Raw genomic sequence first — 16,951 nt, 5'->3', positions numbered from 1 at the left:
TATGAGCTTATTCAGTGTGGCTTTTCTGGTGTTTTTGATAAACCTGCCGTTTGGGTATTTGAGGGCCTCTGTTCAGAGGTATTCCAAGAGGTGGTTTGTCTATATCCATGCGCCCATACCGTTTGTAATAGCATTAAGGCTTTTGAGTGGTTTGGGTTTTGAGCTGTATACATTTCCTGTAATGGTAAGTGCGTTCTTTTTGGGGCAGTTTATAGGGGGTCTTATACGAAGAGTTAGGGCATGAAGGGTTTTTTCAAGCTATTTGTATTGCCCGCTTTGGTTGGTGTGATAGGTGGATTTTCCGCCATTTTCATGAGAGAGTTGATTAAACACTCCCTTAAACTCTCTTTTGCTATAGATTTTTTTTCCGATAGCAGGTTCTATCTTTTGAGCATACCCATTCTATTTCTGGTTTCTGCCTTTGTTATAAAGAACCTGTTGGATAACCCCTCAAATCCCACAATCGATTCGGTCGCCCGCTCCATTGTTTTAAAGAAGGGCAGGCTGGATTACAAAAAGGGCATAGCTACGGTGGTTCTTTCTGCTGTAAATATAGGGTTTGGCGTTCCGGTCGGCAGGGAAGGCCCCATAGCCAAGTTGGGCGGTTCCCTCTCCTCCTTGTTTCTTAAGGGGCTGGGTTTTGAAAACTTCAATGTGCCACTGCTTGTCAGCTGCGGTGTATCATCTGCTTTGGCTGCAACCTTTAATGCCCCAATAGCTGCCGTTATCTTTGGTCTTGAGATTATCCTGGGAAGGCTCAGTTTTAATGTTATAATACCCTTGAGCGTTTCATCGGTTGTCGGCACGGCCATATCGAGGTATTTTTTAGGCAACTATCCAGCGTTTTTTGTGCCTAAGTTGAGCTATGATTATAGAATATTGATATTTTTGCCTGTTTTTTCTTTTCTGTTTGCCCTGATGGTCTATATGTTTGAGTATGTCTTTGAATCGGCGGTGGTGTTATCAGAAAAACTCCACTTTTCCTTCTATTCCAAGGCGTTAATCGGTGGTCTGATGGTGGGTCTGCTTTTGTGGCTTTACCCCGATGCTGCATCTCTTGGATATGATCAGGTTAGCAGGCTGTTTTCCTTGGGATTTGCTCCGAAGGAGGCCTTTATTCTTGGTCTTGTTAAGATGGTGGCTTTGGCCATAACATTTGCAAGCGGTATGTTCGGCGGTATCTTTGCACCGTCCATATTCGGCGGGGCCTTCTTCGGTTTTGCCATAGGGAGCGTTGCCCACCACTTCTTCTCCTTCATAAACCCGCTGGATGTTGCCCTTATAGGCACAGCTTCCATACCGGCGAGCATCTCGTTTGCACCGTTTAGGTCTACCCTGATTGTTGCAGAGCTTGCCCAGAATTACCATATGATACTGCCGTTGATGCTTACATCTGTGTTTACGGTATATTTTTCCAGTCTTTTGCAGGATAAGATCCACTTCGGACGCTCAGCCATGCAGAAGGGGTTTGATTTAATGAATGAGGATTACAGAAATGAGCTTGTGAATGTGAAGATAACCAACTTTATAGATACCTCTATTTTAACGCTTAAAAAGGATCAATTGATAGAGCAGGTTATCTTTGAGCTTATGGGTAGCAACTCGAGCTATTTCTCCGTTGTGGAGGATAATAGGCTGGTGGGTGTTTTGTCCTTCAGGGATGTCAGGCTTATCGGTGAGTTCGATAAGAAGGATGTTAGGGTTGAAGACATCATGACTCCCAATCCGGGTTATCTTAAGCTTAACTCCAACGGACTGGATGTTTTTGAGTTTCTAAGCCATATAGATGTTGATTATATACCGGTTGTGGAAAACGACAAAAACCAGATTTATGTCGGCATGCTCGATGTAAACGCCTTTTTGAAGTTTGTCTCTTTTTTGTATTTTAAACAGAGGCTGCTCAGAAGCGATGCAACCTTGAAAAGGAGCCAGAAATAGTATAATGTTAGGTAAATGTGTGAGACGGTGATAGTAAATGGGTGAGGGCGAGTGTGTCGATTTTGATCAGTTAGTTGGACAGCCCCATCTGTTTGGGAAGGGTAAGCCGCTCTATCTGTTTTACCACAGTAGCAATAAACCACCCTCGCTTGTCTTGTTTGGACCACCGGGTGTTGGCAAGAGCAGCTATGCTAAGCTTCTGGCAAAAAGACATGGGCTTGAATTTTTCTATCTCAATGCGACCGATTGTTCGACCAAACTGCTTAAGGAAACCCTGAAGAAGGGTTCAAAGGAATCCCCCATTCTTGTGGTTGTAGACGAAATACACAGGTTTGATAAAAAGCAACAGGATGTCTTGCTGCCTTTTTTGGAGGATGGTAGTGTTGTTATGATAGGCACATCCACATTCAATCCGTATTTTAAACTGACAAAGGCCTTGCGCTCAAGATGTTTTGTCTATGAGTTTAAGAGGCTTTCTGAGTCTGACCTAAAGAGGCTTGCAAAAAGGTTTATAGAGATAGATGAGGCTTTGTTGGATAAGCTTGTTTTGTATGCCTCTGGTGATGCAAGAAGGCTGATGGGCATGATTGATATATTAAAACAGCATGATGAGATTAAAGAGGGTGATATAGAGGCCCTGTTTGGTGTGGATTTGGGTTATTCCAATGAAACCGAGAGGTATGATATCGTCTCTGCGTTTATAAAGAGCATGCGTGGCAGTGATGTCGATGCCGCCTTGTATTATCTGGCGAGGTTGCTTGAGGCTGGCGAGGATGTTGAATTCATTGCAAGGCGTATGTGTATATTTGCCAGCGAGGATATAGGCCTGGCGGATAACCATGCCGTTGTTTTGGCCAACGCCGTTTTGCAGATTGTAAAGGAAATAGGCATGCCTGAGGCTAAGATTCCGCTTGCCCACTGTTGTGTCTATTTGAGCAAGGCAAAGAAATCCAACTCTTGTTATGCTGCCATAAATAGGGCCATAAAGGATATAAGAGATGGTAATATAATGGAGGTGCCAAAGCATCTTCAGGTTAAGGGCAAGGGTCTGTATCTTTATCCGCACAATTTCAAGGATGGCAGGGTTGATCAACTATACACATCAAAGCCCGTTAAATACTTTATACCGAAGGAGAACGATAAGATTTGAAGATAAAACAGTTGGGTGAGTTTGGTTTAATTGATAGGATAAAAAGGCGCTTCGATGTTTCGAGCGGTTTTGTTGGCATAGGCGATGATTGCGCCATCTTGCCGTTTGGCAACAGCGAGATCGTTGTTTCGGTTGATGCGCTCGTTGAGGGGGTGCATTTCTTTTTGGATGTTGATCCGTATCTGTTGGGCAGGAAGGCTCTATCTGTTAACATAAGCGATATTGCTGCAATGGCAGCTGTTCCCCGATGGGCTTTCTTAAGCCTTTCTTTGCGGGATATGGAGGTGGAGTGGATAGACCACTTTATAGATGGTTTTTGTGAGGTGGCGGATGAATTTGGCGTTGAGCTTTTGGGTGGTGATACGACTTCATCGAGCGTGAATGTCTTAAACATAACAATAATGGGCGAAAATAAAAGGGGTGAGTCGGTAAAAAGGAGCACGGCCAAAGTAGGTGATCTTGTATGCGTTAGTGGCAGGATAGGCTGCTCCTATGCCGGTTTTTTTGCCCTAAAATACAATATCAAAGGAGCCGATAGGTATATAGAAGCGCATCTAAACCCCACACCCAGGATAGAAGAGGCCTTAAGCGTTAAAGGTATGGCGACGGCTATGATAGACATAAGCGATGGCTTTATTCAGGATTGCAATCATATATGCAAGCAGAGTGGGGTTGGCATGGTTGTAGAGTGGGACAGTATACCGTTTTGTGATGCCGATTTTATAACAAAGCATGAGATGCTATGCGGCGGTGAGGATTATCAAATCATTGCCTGTATAGATAGAAAATACAAAGACCGCCTGATTGAGATGGGCCATTTTAGTATTGTGGGTGAGGTTGTTGAGGGTATGGGTGTTGAGCTTATCAGGGATGGTAAAAGGGAGAAGGTGGATGATTGTGGATATAAGCACTTTTGAGGGAGAGTGAGATGGGTGTGAATACAGAGGGGTTGTTGATTGTGTTTTCCTTAATCTGCAGTGCCTTCTTTTCATCCTCGGAGACCGCTTTGACATCGTTGAGCCCCCTTAAGGTTTCTCAGATAGTCCAGAGTGGCGATAAGAATGCTAAGTATTTCTCCTTGTGGTTGCACCACCCAAACAAGATGCTAAACACCATACTTATAGGAAACAACATAGTTAACATATTTGCCTCTGTTTTGGCTGGCGATTTGGCTATGAAGCTGTCTGGTTCTTCTCAACTTGCAGTCACAACGGCTGTTATGACGATTTTGATACTCTTTTTTGGCGAGATAACGCCAAAGACATTTGCCAAACACAACGCAGAGAGGTTTGCTAAGTTCTCCATAAGGATATTGGCCGTTCTGTATTATTTGTTCTATCCCTTTACATACATAATCAACATATTCGCAACGGCGGTTATAAAGATAGCCGGTGGTGAGGTTGGCGGCGAAAAACCGCTTATAACGGAGGAAGAGCTGGAGTTTATGATAAATGTCAGCGAAAAAGAGGGTATATTGGAGAATCAGACCAGGGAGATGATGCACAACATCATAGACATAAAGGACATATCGGTTAAGGAGATAATGGTTCCACGAACGGAGATGGTATGCGTCGATGTTGAAAGCTCCATAGAGACGCTGCTTGAGATAATAGAGGAGTATGAGTATTCCCGCATACCGGCTTATGAGGGTAATTTAGACAACATAGTGGGTATAGCATACATAAAGGATTTGATAAAAAAGGCAAAAGAGAAGGATATACACTCCATAAGCATAAGGGAGATTTTAAGGGATGCAATGTTTGTGCCAGAAACCAAGCACATATACGACCTGTTTAAGGAGTTTCAGGCAAGGCATATACATGTCGCCATCGTTATCGATGAATACGGCGGTGTGGCAGGCCTTGTGACGATGGAGGATATACTGGAGGAGATCGTGGGAGACATCAGGGATGAATACGATGAGAAGGAAGAGGATGAGTTTGTAAAGTTGGATAACGGGGTGTATATTGTCGATGCCGGTATGGATCTGGATGATTTTTGCGAGAAGCTGGGCATAAACAAGGAGAGCTATATGGAGGAGTATGAAACGGTGGCCGGGCTTGTTTACGATTTAGCCGATAGGATCCCCAATGAAGGTGATGAGTTTGAGCTTGAGGGTAGGTATAAAATAAGGGTTTTAAAGGTGAATGGCAAGAAAATAGAGAAGGTTGAGGTGAGGAAAATTGAAGAATAACAAGCTTATAGCACCGTCGCTTCTATCGTGTGATTTTACACATCTGGCCGATGAGATTAAGGCCGTTGAGGATGCAGGATGTGATATGTTGCATCTGGATATAATGGACGGACATTTTGTTCCCAACATGACCTTCGGGCCGTTTATCGTATCCCAGATTAAAAGGGTGGCCAGGGTGCCGCTTGATGTGCATCTGATGATAGAGACACCGGAGTTGTGGCTTGAGAGGTATGTTGAGGCTGGTGCTGATTATCTGTGTGTTCATCAGGAATCCGTTGTGCATCTAAACAGGGTTGTGAATAGAATCGCCGAACTTGGGGCAAGGCCTGCCGTTGCACTGAATCCGGCCACACCGCCTCAGGTGCTTGAGTATGTGCTTGAATTTGTGGATATGGTGCTTGTGATGAGCGTAAATCCGGGTTTTGGCGGCCAGAAGTACATATCAAACATAGTAAAAAAGGTTGAGTGGTTGGTGGAATTCAGAGAGAGAAACGGTTTGGACTTCCTTATTGAGGTCGATGGCGGCATAAACAAAACGAACATAGGCATGCTCTCAAGGAAGGGTGTCGATGTATTTGTTGCCGGCAGCGCCATATTCTCAAGCGACGATTACAAAAAAACGATAGAGGAGTTTAGGGAGCTTTTATGATAAGCGTTGTGGTGCCTGTTTATAACGAAAAGGATAATGTAGGTCTTCTGTATGAGAAGATAAAGGATGTAATGACAAAGAACGGATATGACCATGAGATAATCTTTGTTGATGACGGTTCAAGCGATGGCACATTTGATGAGCTTAAGCGGATAGCCGATAAGGATAAGCAGTTTAAGGTTATACGATTTAGAAGGAACTTCGGTCAAACAGCTGCCATGGCCGCAGGGTTTGATTATGCACACGGTGAGATTATCGTAAGCTTAGACGGTGATCTGCAGAACGATCCAGAGGATATACCAAAGCTGATAAATAAGCTCAACGAAGGGTATGATGTGGTAAGTGGCTGGAGGAAGAAGAGACAGGATGAGCCTAAAAGGGTTTTCTTATCAAAGGTTGCAAACAGGCTCATAAGCAAGATAACAAGGGTTGAGCTTCACGATTACGGGTGCTCTCTTAAGGCATACAGGGCCTGTGTGGCAAAGAACCTCCATATGTATGGAGAGATGCACAGATTTATTCCGGCTTTGGCGAATATCTATGGTGCGAGCATAGCCGAGGTTGAGGTTAATCACCATCCCAGGAAGTTTGGAAAGAGCAAATACAACCTATCACGAACCTTCAGGGTTATAGTGGATCTGATTTTAGTCTATTTCATGCAGAAGTTTATGACACGCCCCATCCATTTCTTTGGGATCGTCGGGTTTTTTATGTTCTTTTTGGGTTTTCTGATAGATGGGTATTTGGCCGTTCAAAAGATATTCTTCGGGGTTTCCTTAAGCAATAGACCCTTATTGCTGTTGGGTGTTCTGCTTATATTGACGGGCATTAATCTGATAGGCATAGGAATAATAAGCGAAATACTTACACGCATATATTACGAGAGTCAGGATAAGAAGATCTATAATATAAGAACCATTCTAAATGACGATAACGAAAAACCCGCTTAAGGCCATAGTTTTAGGCTTTCTATCCGTTATAGTGCTTGGAAGCGTTCTACTTTTGCTTCCTTTTGCATCAAAAGGCACCACCTCTTTAGTCGATGCACTGTTTACCTCGACCTCGGCTGTTTGCGTAACGGGCCTTATAACCCTGCCCATGAGCCACTTTACCCTGTTTGGCCAGATCGTGATTTTGGCGCTCATTCAGGTGGGTGGCTTTGGGTATATGAGCATGACCTCCTTTGTTATGATAGCCTTTAAGAGGAAGTTGACATATAAGGATAAGCTCCTTCTTAAGGAGGCGTTGAATTACCCCGAGATGCACTCCATAACGAGCTTCTTTAGAAGGATCATGATTTTCGGACTGTTGTGCGAGTTTGTCGGGGCTGTTGTCTTGATGGTTGTTTTTGTGCCCAAGATGGGGCTTTTGGATGGGTTTTATTATGCCGTTTTTCACTCCATAAGCGCCTTTAATAACGCCGGTTTTTCGCTCTTTGCCGACTCGTTGGTTGGGTATAAATACAATGTTTTGGTTAATTTTACCATCATGTCGTTGATTGTTTTGGGTGGCATCGGGTTTATTGTGCTGGATGAGCTGTTTTTGTATAGAAGGGGCAATATAGGGTATCTATCCTTGCATACAAAAGTTGTCTTAAGCTTTACGGCTTTTTTGATAGTGGGCGGTGCCGTATTGATATTCCTGCTTGAAAGGGATGGTATATTGGCACACAATAGCTTCTTTAAGGATGCATTGGTTAGCCTGTTTCAGAGTATAACCACAAGGACGGCAGGCTTTAATACTGTGGATTTAAGCTATATGCACAACTCCACCATATTTTTGTTTGTTATCTTGATGTTTATCGGTGCATCACCAGGCGGCACGGGAGGCGGGATCAAAACGACAACGGCTTTTGTGGTTTTGAAGGCCATATATTCATACATCAGAGGTGAGAGGGATGTGGATGCCTTCAAAAGAAAGGTGCCGGATGAGGTGGTGTATAAATCCTTTGTCGTGTTGTCGCTCTCATTTATCGTTGTTTCCCTTTCGTCTTTTATACTTAGCGACATAGAGAATGTAAACTTCTTGAGGGTCTTGTTTGAGTCGGTTTCTGCCATCTCCACGGTGGGGCTATCCATAAGCAATACAAATGTCAGTTTGTCTGGCTCTTTTGATGATTTGGGTAAAATTGTTATAATTGTCTTGATGTTTGTTGGAAGGATAGGGTTGTTTAGTTTTTCTGTTGCCCTCTTTAGGAAGAAGTCGACCAGGAATTATCGGTTGGCAGAGGGGAGAATCTTTGTATGAGTGAGTTGTTTTGCGTTATAGGATTGGGCAGGTTTGGACGCAGTGTGGCAGAGAGACTCTCTGAGCTTGGAAAAGAGCTTATATGTATAGACAACGATGAGGAGAGGGTAAAGGACCTTGCACAGATAATAGAGAATGTCTATCAGGCGGACTGCACAGATGAGGCGGCCTTAAAGCAGATAGGCGTGGACAATGCAACAACGGTGGTTGTTTCTGTTGGCAACAACATAGAGACGAGTGTTCTGGCCGTTGCCATACTGCACGGTTTCGGTATCGAGGATATATACGCAAAGGCTACAAGCCCATTGCACGGCAGGGTTTTGGCTAAAGTGGGCGCAAGAAGGGTCATATTCCCGGAAAAGGAGAAGGGGGTTGATCTGGCAAACCATCTGGCCGGTCTTGATGTGATTGAGGCTTTGGATTCCACGGGCAGGTATCTTTTAGCAAAGATAAAAGCGCCCCAAATGTTTTTTAACAAGAGCATTGTAGAGCTTGATGTAAGAAGGCGGTTTGGCTTGAACATAATAGGCATAGAGAGGGAGAAGCGGGTTAATATAAACCCACTGCCCAACGACATAATACTAAAGGGAGATACATTGATCGTCGTTGCCAAGAAAGAGGATATAGAAAGGTTGAGATAGCAATGGAATTTGGATTGAAGTGGTTGGCATTTGAGATAACCCCTCGATGCAACCTGAACTGCATACACTGCAGGACATCGGCCTCAATGAACCTGAAGGATAGATTGAGCTTTGAGGATATAACAAACACGATAGACGAAATATCGCAACAGTTTAAGCCCGTTGTTGTTTTAACCGGTGGTGAACCGCTTTTGAGGGAGGATGTCTTTGATATAGCCGACTTTATACACTCAAAGGGGATGAGGGTGGGGCTTGCCACAAACGGGACATTGATTGATGAGGATATGGCTTTGAGGATTAAAAAACACATCGATATTGTATCTTTGAGTTTGGATGGCTCGAAAGCTGAAGTTCATGACGATTTTAGGAAGGTTAAGGGCGCCTTTGATGCCACAGTTAAGGCAGCCAATATGTTAAAAGGGGCCGGTGTTGAGTTTATAACCAACTCCTCATTCACAAGGCGCAATCAGCATGACATAGAAAGCACATACAGATTGGCCAAATCCTTAGGCGCAAAGGCGTGGTATATGTTTATGATTGTGCCTACAGGTAGGGCAGAAGAAATAAGGGAGGAGTTGATAGATAAGAAGAGCTACAAAGAGATACTAAAGTGGCATTTTCAGATGGAGTTGAAAGAGAAGGATATATTGGTAAGACCCACATGTGCACCGGAGTATTACGCTTTGGTGGATATAGAATCAAAACGCAATAAGCTCGATTATCAAAGGAGGAGTTTAAAGTTTTCAACCGGCGGGGCTAAAGGGTGCGTTGCGGGTCAGCTGATAGCCTTTATAGGTTTTGACGGAAGGGTTAAGCCGTGCAGCTATTTTTTGAGGGATGCGGGCAATATACTCGATAGGGGTTTTTTGGATATATGGCATAATTCTGAGATCTTTAAAAGACTCAGGGACTTTTCGTTATACAATAAAAAATGTGCAACCTGCAGGTATATAAATGTGTGCGGCGGTTGCAGAGCCAGAGCCGATGCCTATTTCGGCGATTATTTGGCTTTAGACCCTTACTGTTTTGTGGAGGGTAGTGGCTATGAAGACGAATGATTTTAAACTGCTTGAGGAGAGGATAAGGAATGCAGAGAGCTGTCTGTTTTTGACAAGCGCTGGTATGAGTGCAGACAGCGGCATACCGACATTCAGGGACAAAGAGGGCTATTGGCGCAACTTCCCCGTTTTTAAGAGGCTGGGTCTTAATGCAATAGACCTTGCAAACCCCCACAGTTTCGAGGTTAGACCTCAGTACGCCTGGGCGTTCTATGAATGGCGCAGGCGCAATGCACACCAAAACAGGCCGCATTTGGGTTATCATGTTGTAAACAGACTTATAGGGGAGGTCTTTGAAAAATCCTTTGTTCATACAACAAACACGGACGGATACCATATCATATCGGGGCTTGATGAATCCTTGGTGTATGAGGTTCACGGCTCCATGTGGCGGCTGCAGTGTATGAGGGGCTATTCCTGTGAATACGGCGTAAAACCCAATACAGATGTGCCGCTGTGTGATCTGGATTATGAAACGATGATAGCAACCAACCTGCCTAAATGCCCCCATTGTGGTGAGCTTTTGCGTCCCAATATACTGATGTTTGGCGATTGGGGTTATGTGGAGAATGAATACCAGATAAGGAACTATCAAGCCTTTGTTGACGATGTTGGTGTTCCAGATTTGATATTCCTTATAGGTTCCTCCTCTGCTGTGCCGACAAACGACTATTTGGCCGTTAGATTTCAATCGAGGGGGTCTTTTGTTGTGACTATAAACCCCGATCCGTCATCAACGGCCGTATGCAAGCCCAATCTGTTTATCCAGAAAAGGGCAAAGGAGGCATTTGAGATAATACAAAGGATGGTATTTGGCGGTTAGGCGATGACCCTGTTCTTGCCGTTGCGTTTGGCTTTATACATGTTCTTATCTGCATAGTTGATAAGCTCTTCTATGGAAGTGGAGTTGTCCGTTGATGAGACGCCGATGCTCACCGTGCATCTGGTAGAGCTTTTATCCTCACATTCAAGGATGGAGCTGTTTTCTATATTTTCCCTGATCCTTCCTGCAATTGCTTTTGCGTCTGAGATGTTTGTGTTGGGTAGTATTACGACAAACTCCTCTCCGCCAAACCTTATTGCCACATCAACGGATCTTGTTGAATCCAATATTATTTTTGCTATCTTCTTTAAAACCTCATCCCCCACCCTGTGTCCGTACTGGTCGTTTATCTTCTTGAAGTCGTCTATGTCTATCATGAGGGCAGAAAGGGTGTGCTTGTAGCGTTTGGCCATCTCAACTTCCCTTTTCATGAACAGCTCCATGTATCTTCTGTTGTAAAGTCCGGTTAGCGGGTCTTTAAGTGATTCCTCATAGAGCTTTCTGTTTTTATTCTCCAGGCAGAAGAGCTGTTTCTCTTTTAAAAGCGAAAGCGTCAATGGCAGCTCAAATTTCGATATGATCTCTGGATCCATGTGTGAATTTATATCCGTCGGGTTGAATATCACAAAGCAGATGCCGTGTTGCCTCCCATCCTTATCCTTTACGGCGAAGGTGTATGAGGGTTCATTTATATTTAAGAGTTTGTGTATCTTTGATGGCCTGTAAAAGAAGGCGCCCTCTTCTATCAAAAAGGCTGCATCCAGCAGTATATGGGTTTTCTGTTTATCCTCAATGAGTTTGATGTTTTTGGAATCCGAATCCAGCATAAGTATATTTTCGTTATTCTCATCGCTTAGGAATGCCTTTATGGAGTCTATCTTATAAAAACCGTTTAGGTTGTTTATTATTGTATCCACCACACCGAAGAACCTCTCCTGTGATGCTATTATGTTTATGACAGACTCCAGCGCATCGTTTATCTTTGATAATTTGACGATGTCTTTTGTATATTTGAAGTTCTTGAAGATGCCGCACTCAAGGCTTCTCATCTTCTCTATGATGGGCTTTATAAGCTCCTTTTTTATTATTGAGCCGTGTTGGGGTGCTATCATCTCTATGGGGTATTTTTCTATCTCATCCAGGCCGTGGTTTAGGATGGCAGAACTCGGCATATAGTGCTGATGGAACGGTTTGAGTTTTTCAAAGTAATCGTCTGCACTTTTTGCAAACAACTCAAACTTTGGCGTAAATCCACCGAAGATGTCGCTTGAGAATAAAACCCCCGTTTTTTCGTCAAATGTGCAAAAAGCACCCGGAAAATGGAGATATGGGGTAAACACAAACTTTAGCTTTGTATCTGAAGCCTTCAGCTTCCATCCGTGCTCCTCTATCTCATATAGCTTGACATTCCACCCGAAGTGTTTAAGCAGGGCCCATGCCCGCCAGTGTGTTATGAGATATATGTCGCTTGAGCCTATATCGTTTAGGAGATTGTCTATGCAGCCGGTTATATCCGGGTCTTGATGGTGGCATATGATGTATTTTATGTGGTTTAAGGGAATGACCTCTTCTATCTTCTGTTTGGTCTGTTCATAGCTAAGCCTTGAGCCCGGGTCTATCAATATGGATTCGGTTCCATTCTCGATTAGATAGACATGGCATTGGAATTGATCATCCTTTAATACAGAACCGACCCAGTATGTGTTTTGGGCTATCTTTACAGCGTGATTTAAATCAACCATTTTCCTTTATCTTCACCGTTGCATCCCACAGAGAATCCAGATCGTATTCCCTTCTTTTGTCTTCTGTGAAGAGGTGAACGACAACATCATAGCAGTCTATCAATGTCCAGTTGCCGTCGGATGTTTCCTCTATGTGGTGGATCTCTATGTTTTTTTTCTTGATCTCATCCAGTATGGCATAGACCTGTTTATTGGACTGGACCGTTCCTATAACGAAGAAATCAAACAGGGCCGATTTCATCCTTAAATCGACCACATTTATGTCTTCCACCTTCTTTTCTTTTAAAATCTCAACAATTGTATCCTTCATCTATACAACCCCTCTTTCTCTATAAACTTTTCAACGCTTTCTGGAACCAGATACCTTATGCATTCGGAGTTTTTTATCTTCTTCCTGATCATGCTCGATGATACATCAAAGGCCGGTGGCGTGTATATGTAAACCGTGTTTTTCTTGGCGCTATAGGCACCCTCTTTCTCTATCCTTTCGAAGTTTACGATGCTTGAGTATTTTTTTAATATAGCGCTTGTGTCATATTCAGGTCTCTTTATCAGGATAAATGTAATCAATCCAACAAGCTCCCTGTGGTTTTTCCAGCTATCCAATTGATAGAATGCATCTGTTCCAACAATGAAAAACAGCTCATCGCTGGGATGGCTCTCTTTGAACTCATAAACGGTTTCTATCGTATAGTTAATGCCTTTTTTGTCTATTTCAAGCCTCGATACCTCAAAAAAGTCCAGACCCTCTGTGGCCAGTTTGACCATCTGATACCGTTGTTGCGGGGTTGTCTGTTCGACCTTCTTATGGGGCGGGTTACCCGCAGGCATAAATACCACCTTGTTTAGCTTAAATGTCTCATAAACGCTTATGGCGCCCCTTAGATGGCCTATGTGTATGGGATTGAAAGACCCGCCAAATATGGCTATTCTCACCGTCTTATCTGTCCATTTCCCCTGATTTTGTATTTGTATGTGGTTAGCTCATCCAATCCCACAGGGCCCCTTGCATGCAATTTGTTGGTGCTTATACCTATCTCTGCCCCAAAACCGAATACGCCGCCGTCTGTAAATCGTGTCGATGCATTGACATAGACGCATGCTGCATCCACCTCATCCAAAAACCGCTCGGCGTTGGTGTGGTTTTCGGTGATGATGGTCTCTGAGTGTTGCGAGCCGTGTCTGTTGATGTGCTCTATTGCCTCATCTATGCTGTTTACGATTTTTATCGATAGTATGAGGTCTAAATACTCACTATCCCAATCCTCATCCGTTGCCGGTTTTATATCCGGCAGTATCTTCAGCGTCTCTTTACATCCCCTCAACTCCACGCCGGCCTCATCCATCAACTTCTTAAACTCAACCAAGAACCCCTCTGCTATGTTTTTGTGAATTAGAAGCGTCTCCAAAGCGTTGCAGACGCCCGGCCTTTGAACCTTGGCGTTGTATGCTATAGAGAGTGCTTTTTGTAGGTCTGCAGATTCATCGACATAGCCGTGGCATAGGCCTTTGTCGTGCTTTATTACCGGCATTGTGGCATTCTGGCTTACAAATTTGATTAACCCCTCACCGCCCCTTGGCACTATGGCGTCTATGTATTTGTCTAATTTTAGCATATACAGAACGGCTTTCCTGTCTGTTTCATCTATGAAGTTTACGACATTTTCGTCTATGTTTTGACTGATTAGGGATTCCTTTATGAGTTCAACCAGCACCCTGTTTGAATTTATCGCCTCCTTGCCACCCTTTAAAATGGCGCCGTTTGAGGATTTTAAACACAGAATAGAGGCATCGACCGTTACATTGGGTCTTGACTCATAGATTATACCAAGGCACCCTATCGGAACCTTAACCCTCTCTATGTTTAGGCCGTTTTGCAATCTCCACCCATCAATTACCTTACCAACAGGGCTTTTTAGCTTTTTAACCGCTTCTGTTGCCTCTATCATGCCGTCAATTCTTTTGTCGTTTAGGAGCAATCTATCGATTAATGAGGCCTTGAGGTTTGCCTTTTTGGCGTTTTCTATGTCTATTTGGTTTGCCTCTTTTATCCTCTGTCTGTTTTTATCGATCAGCTCTTTGAGCTTCTCCAAGACGGCATTTATCTTATCCTCGGTGATCTTTGTCAGGCCTCGGCTGGCCGTTTTTGTGTTGTATGCGAGCTTTTCTATCTTCTCTTCTAAGTTCATCTCAATCCTCCGAATAGTCCTTTGTGGGCGCCATGTTGTCTATATGGACAACATCGTTTGAGTATTTGTATCCCAGTATGTTTACGATTTCACTTGAATGGTGTTGTTTTATCTTTTCTATCTCGCTTGAGTCGTAGTTGGTTATGCCTTTTGCAATGAGTTCACCTTCCTCGTTTTCTATGTTTATAACATCGCCCCTGCCAAAACCGCCATAGACCTTCTTTATGCCGCTTGGTAAGAGGCTCTTGTTGTTGAGTATATTTTTCTCAGCACCCCTATCTATGACTACGACCCCCGAAGGCATGCAGTTTATGATCCACGATTTTTTTGAGTTGATTGTCTGTTTCTGGGGTATGAAGTATGAAAACCTAAACCCATCATCGTCGAATAGGCGTTTTATGGCGTGGGGTTTTTTGCCGTTTACGATACAGGCTAATTTACCCAATTTGGCAGCATTGAGGCCCGCCTCTATCTTTGTCTTTATGCCTCCGCTGCCCAAAAGGCTTATTCCCCTATCCTCAAAGTCTGTTGTTTCATCTATTGCCTCGATGAGTTTGGCCTCAGAGTCAGTGGGGTTTTTGGTGTATAGTCCATCTATGGTGCTTAGGATTATAAGCGCATCTGCTTCGATCAGGTTTAGTATGTGGTATGATAGGTTATCGTTATCTCCGAACCTTAACTCCTTTATAACGACCGTATCGTTTTCGTTTATTATGGGCAGTATGCCCCACTTTAGGAGTGTAAGGAGCGTGTTTTTGGCGTTTATGAATCTGCGCCTGTTCTGTATATCGTCAACGGTGATTAGAATCTGCGATGTCTTTATGCCGAATTCCTCAAAGAGCCTTTTGTATGTGTTTATCAGCTCTGGCTGACCTAAGGATGCAAGCGCCTGCAGGTTTACTATGTTGTCGGGGCGTTTCTTTAACCCCATTATGTTCATACCGCTTGCCACGGCCCCGCTGGATACTATGAGGATCTGTTTTTTGCTGCCTATGCTTGCTATGTCCTCAACGATGGTTCTTAGGTTATCCTCATCGATGGAGCCGTTATTTGATATGACGCCGCTTCCTATCTTGATTACTATGCGCTTTGTTTGGGCTAATCTTCTTTTAAACTCTCGCTTATCCATTTCAGCAGGGGCTTTAGGCCTTTCTTTTTTAAGGCACTTATAAAGAATACCTCCTCTGAGAATAACCCTTTGTATAATTTTTCATCGATTTTATCAACTAAATCTATCTTGTTTAGAACAACAGCCCTTTTTCTTTTCAAGAGCTTTGGGTTGTATTTTTCAAGCTCATCCATTAGCTTTTTGTGTTTTTCTTCTGGTTCGTCGGTTATATCCAGAACAAACAGCAGTATGGTCGTTCGTTCTATGTGCTTTAAAAACCTCAAACCAAGCCCCTTGCCCTTGTGTGCACCCTCTATGATACCGGGGATATCGGCGATTATAAAATCCCTATCGTCGAAGAATACATAGCCTAAATGGGGCTGAAGCGTGGTAAAGGGATAGTCTGCTATCTCGGGTTTTGCATCCGAAACGGCCCTGATTAGGGATGATTTGCCTGCATTTGGAAATCCAACAAGACCCACATCGGCCAGCAGTTTCAATTCCAATACTATATCTTTCTCCTCACCCGGTTTACCCGGTGTGGCCGTGCGGGGTGCCCTGTTTGTTGGACTTGCAAATGCGGCATTGCCCTTGCCCCCCTTGCCCCCCTTTGCAACAATTACCGTTTGACCGTCCCGGCTGAGGTCTGCTATTGTATTGCCTTCTTCGTCCTTTACTATGGTGCCAACTGGAACAACAATAACTAAATCTTTGCCGCTTTTGCCTGTTTTGTTATTTGAACCGCCGGGTTGGCCGTTTTCTGCTTTGAAGTTTTTTTTGAAACGAAAAGACCTCAAAGTGTTTTCGTCCTTTGAGGCCTTGAGTATTACATTGCCCCCCTTGCCGCCGTCTCCGCCGTCAGGGCCGCCCTTGGGGACATACTTTTCCCGCCTAAAGCTTACGATTCCTCTGCCGCCGTCTCCTGCCTTAATGTGGATCTTGGCATAGTCGATAAACATTTACGGATAGACGCTGACAAACTTTTTACCGAGCTTCTCTTCAAACTTTACTGTGCCTGCGACCAAGGCAAAGAGCGTATCATCCTTGCCTTTGCCTGTGTTTTTACCTGGATGCCATTTGGTTCCCCTCTGGCGAACCAGTATCTCCCCGGCCTTTACCCTCTGGCCGTCGGCTCTTTTTACGCCTAAGCGTTTGCCTATACTATCCCTTCCGTTTTTGGTGCTTCCAAGACCTTTCTTGTGAGCCATTTAT

General features: G+C 43.9%; 18 protein-coding genes. 11 read left to right on the top strand and 7 right to left on the bottom strand.

What is annotated here, in order from left to right; translation table 11 throughout:
• Position 1: 1 nt before the first annotated feature.
• The 11 genes from D891_RS0107100 to D891_RS0107050 are packed head-to-tail and all read left to right on the top strand — an operon-like array spanning position 2 to position 10,700.
• Entirely contained in the window at positions 2-244 is a 243-nt protein-coding gene (locus D891_RS0107100) for a hypothetical protein (RefSeq protein WP_025270430.1), read from the top strand.
• Positions 241-1,938, top strand: a complete 1,698-nt coding sequence (locus tag D891_RS0107095; protein WP_025270429.1) for a chloride channel protein — start codon at positions 241-243, stop codon at positions 1,936-1,938. The genes D891_RS0107100 and D891_RS0107095 overlap by 4 nt, the downstream gene beginning before the upstream one ends.
• Before the next feature lie 37 nt (positions 1,939-1,975).
• Positions 1,976-3,088, top strand: coding sequence for an AAA family ATPase (locus D891_RS0107090; RefSeq protein ID WP_025270428.1), 1,113 nt, complete (start codon positions 1,976-1,978; stop codon positions 3,086-3,088).
• A complete protein-coding gene (gene thiL, locus D891_RS0107085) occupies positions 3,085-4,005 on the top strand; it encodes a thiamine-phosphate kinase (RefSeq protein ID WP_025270427.1) in 921 nt (306 codons plus the stop codon). Before D891_RS0107090 ends, thiL begins: the two co-directional genes overlap by 4 nt.
• Positions 4,006-4,016: 11 nt before the next feature.
• A complete protein-coding gene (locus D891_RS0107080) occupies positions 4,017-5,282 on the top strand; it encodes a hemolysin family protein (RefSeq protein WP_025270426.1) in 1,266 nt (421 codons plus the stop codon).
• The gene (rpe, locus tag D891_RS0107075) at positions 5,272-5,931 is read left to right on the top strand and encodes a ribulose-phosphate 3-epimerase (protein WP_025270425.1); all 660 of its coding nucleotides are present in this window, start codon (positions 5,272-5,274) and stop codon (positions 5,929-5,931) included. Before D891_RS0107080 ends, rpe begins: the two co-directional genes overlap by 11 nt.
• Positions 5,928-6,881, top strand: a complete 954-nt coding sequence (locus D891_RS0107070; protein ID WP_025270424.1) for a glycosyltransferase family 2 protein — start codon at positions 5,928-5,930, stop codon at positions 6,879-6,881. The genes rpe and D891_RS0107070 overlap by 4 nt, the downstream gene beginning before the upstream one ends.
• Positions 6,856-8,178 (top strand): TrkH family potassium uptake protein, encoded by a 1,323-nt coding sequence (locus tag D891_RS0107065; protein ID WP_025270423.1) that lies wholly within the window; start codon positions 6,856-6,858, stop codon positions 8,176-8,178. Before D891_RS0107070 ends, D891_RS0107065 begins: the two co-directional genes overlap by 26 nt.
• On the top strand, positions 8,175-8,819 hold the full coding sequence (locus D891_RS0107060) for a potassium channel family protein (protein ID WP_025270422.1): 645 nt from the start codon (positions 8,175-8,177) through the stop codon (positions 8,817-8,819). Before D891_RS0107065 ends, D891_RS0107060 begins: the two co-directional genes overlap by 4 nt.
• Before the next feature lie 2 nt (positions 8,820-8,821).
• Positions 8,822-9,877: a radical SAM/SPASM domain-containing protein gene (locus D891_RS0107055; protein WP_029952117.1), complete on the top strand. Its 1,056-nt coding sequence runs from the start codon at positions 8,822-8,824 to the stop codon at positions 9,875-9,877.
• The gene (locus tag D891_RS0107050) at positions 9,864-10,700 is read left to right on the top strand and encodes an SIR2 family NAD-dependent protein deacylase (RefSeq protein WP_025270420.1); all 837 of its coding nucleotides are present in this window, start codon (positions 9,864-9,866) and stop codon (positions 10,698-10,700) included. Before D891_RS0107055 ends, D891_RS0107050 begins: the two co-directional genes overlap by 14 nt.
• Here D891_RS0107050 and D891_RS0107045 read toward each other — a convergent pair.
• The 7 genes from D891_RS0107045 to rpmA are packed head-to-tail and all read right to left on the bottom strand — an operon-like array spanning position 10,697 to position 16,947.
• Positions 10,697-12,442, bottom strand: coding sequence for a diguanylate cyclase (locus tag D891_RS0107045; protein WP_025270419.1), 1,746 nt, complete (start codon positions 12,440-12,442; stop codon positions 10,697-10,699). The genes D891_RS0107050 and D891_RS0107045 overlap by 4 nt on opposite strands.
• Positions 12,435-12,752 carry a ribosome silencing factor gene (rsfS, locus tag D891_RS0107040; protein ID WP_025270418.1) on the bottom strand — a complete coding sequence of 106 codons (318 nt, stop codon included), beginning with the start codon at positions 12,750-12,752 and terminating at the stop codon, positions 12,435-12,437. The genes D891_RS0107045 and rsfS overlap by 8 nt, the downstream gene beginning before the upstream one ends.
• Positions 12,749-13,378: a nicotinate-nucleotide adenylyltransferase gene (nadD, locus tag D891_RS0107035; RefSeq protein ID WP_025270417.1), complete on the bottom strand. Its 630-nt coding sequence runs from the start codon at positions 13,376-13,378 to the stop codon at positions 12,749-12,751. Before nadD ends, rsfS begins: the two co-directional genes overlap by 4 nt.
• Positions 13,375-14,631 (bottom strand): glutamate-5-semialdehyde dehydrogenase, encoded by a 1,257-nt coding sequence (locus D891_RS0107030; RefSeq protein WP_029952116.1) that lies wholly within the window; start codon positions 14,629-14,631, stop codon positions 13,375-13,377. The genes nadD and D891_RS0107030 overlap by 4 nt, the downstream gene beginning before the upstream one ends.
• A 1-nt stretch (position 14,632) precedes the next feature.
• On the bottom strand, positions 14,633-15,760 hold the full coding sequence (gene proB / locus D891_RS0107025; protein WP_025270415.1) for a glutamate 5-kinase: 1,128 nt from the start codon (positions 15,758-15,760) through the stop codon (positions 14,633-14,635).
• Positions 15,730-16,698 (bottom strand): GTPase ObgE, encoded by a 969-nt coding sequence (obgE, locus tag D891_RS0107020; RefSeq protein ID WP_025270414.1) that lies wholly within the window; start codon positions 16,696-16,698, stop codon positions 15,730-15,732. Before obgE ends, proB begins: the two co-directional genes overlap by 31 nt.
• Positions 16,699-16,947: a 50S ribosomal protein L27 gene (rpmA, locus tag D891_RS0107015; RefSeq protein WP_025270413.1), complete on the bottom strand. Its 249-nt coding sequence runs from the start codon at positions 16,945-16,947 to the stop codon at positions 16,699-16,701.
• Between the last annotated feature and the right edge of the window lie 4 nt (positions 16,948-16,951).

Source organism: Hippea sp. KM1, assembly GCF_000526195.1.
Classification (GTDB): Bacteria; Campylobacterota_A; Desulfurellia; order Desulfurellales; family Hippeaceae; genus Hippea.
This window is presented reverse-complemented; position numbering and strand designations above follow the sequence as displayed.

Coding starts and splice junctions, on each gene's coding strand:
- D891_RS0107070 (WP_025270424.1), top strand. CDS start 5,928: ATGATAAGCGTTGTGGTGCCTGTTTATAACGAAAAGGATAATGTAGGT.
- rpmA (WP_025270413.1), bottom strand. CDS start 16,947: ATGGCTCACAAGAAAGGTCTTGGAAGCACCAAAAACGGAAGGGATAGT.
- D891_RS0107045 (WP_025270419.1), bottom strand. CDS start 12,442: ATGGTTGATTTAAATCACGCTGTAAAGATAGCCCAAAACACATACTGG.
- D891_RS0107060 (WP_025270422.1), top strand. CDS start 8,175: ATGAGTGAGTTGTTTTGCGTTATAGGATTGGGCAGGTTTGGACGCAGT.
- D891_RS0107080 (WP_025270426.1), top strand. CDS start 4,017: ATGGGTGTGAATACAGAGGGGTTGTTGATTGTGTTTTCCTTAATCTGC.
- D891_RS0107050 (WP_025270420.1), top strand. CDS start 9,864: ATGAAGACGAATGATTTTAAACTGCTTGAGGAGAGGATAAGGAATGCA.
- D891_RS0107065 (WP_025270423.1), top strand. CDS start 6,856: ATGACGATAACGAAAAACCCGCTTAAGGCCATAGTTTTAGGCTTTCTA.
- D891_RS0107100 (WP_025270430.1), top strand. CDS start 2: ATGAGCTTATTCAGTGTGGCTTTTCTGGTGTTTTTGATAAACCTGCCG.
- D891_RS0107095 (WP_025270429.1), top strand. CDS start 241: ATGAAGGGTTTTTTCAAGCTATTTGTATTGCCCGCTTTGGTTGGTGTG.
- D891_RS0107090 (WP_025270428.1), top strand. CDS start 1,976: ATGGGTGAGGGCGAGTGTGTCGATTTTGATCAGTTAGTTGGACAGCCC.
- D891_RS0107030 (WP_029952116.1), bottom strand. CDS start 14,631: ATGAACTTAGAAGAGAAGATAGAAAAGCTCGCATACAACACAAAAACG.
- D891_RS0107055 (WP_029952117.1), top strand. CDS start 8,822: ATGGAATTTGGATTGAAGTGGTTGGCATTTGAGATAACCCCTCGATGC.
- rsfS (WP_025270418.1), bottom strand. CDS start 12,752: ATGAAGGATACAATTGTTGAGATTTTAAAAGAAAAGAAGGTGGAAGAC.
- proB (WP_025270415.1), bottom strand. CDS start 15,760: ATGGATAAGCGAGAGTTTAAAAGAAGATTAGCCCAAACAAAGCGCATA.
- obgE (WP_025270414.1), bottom strand. CDS start 16,698: ATGTTTATCGACTATGCCAAGATCCACATTAAGGCAGGAGACGGCGGC.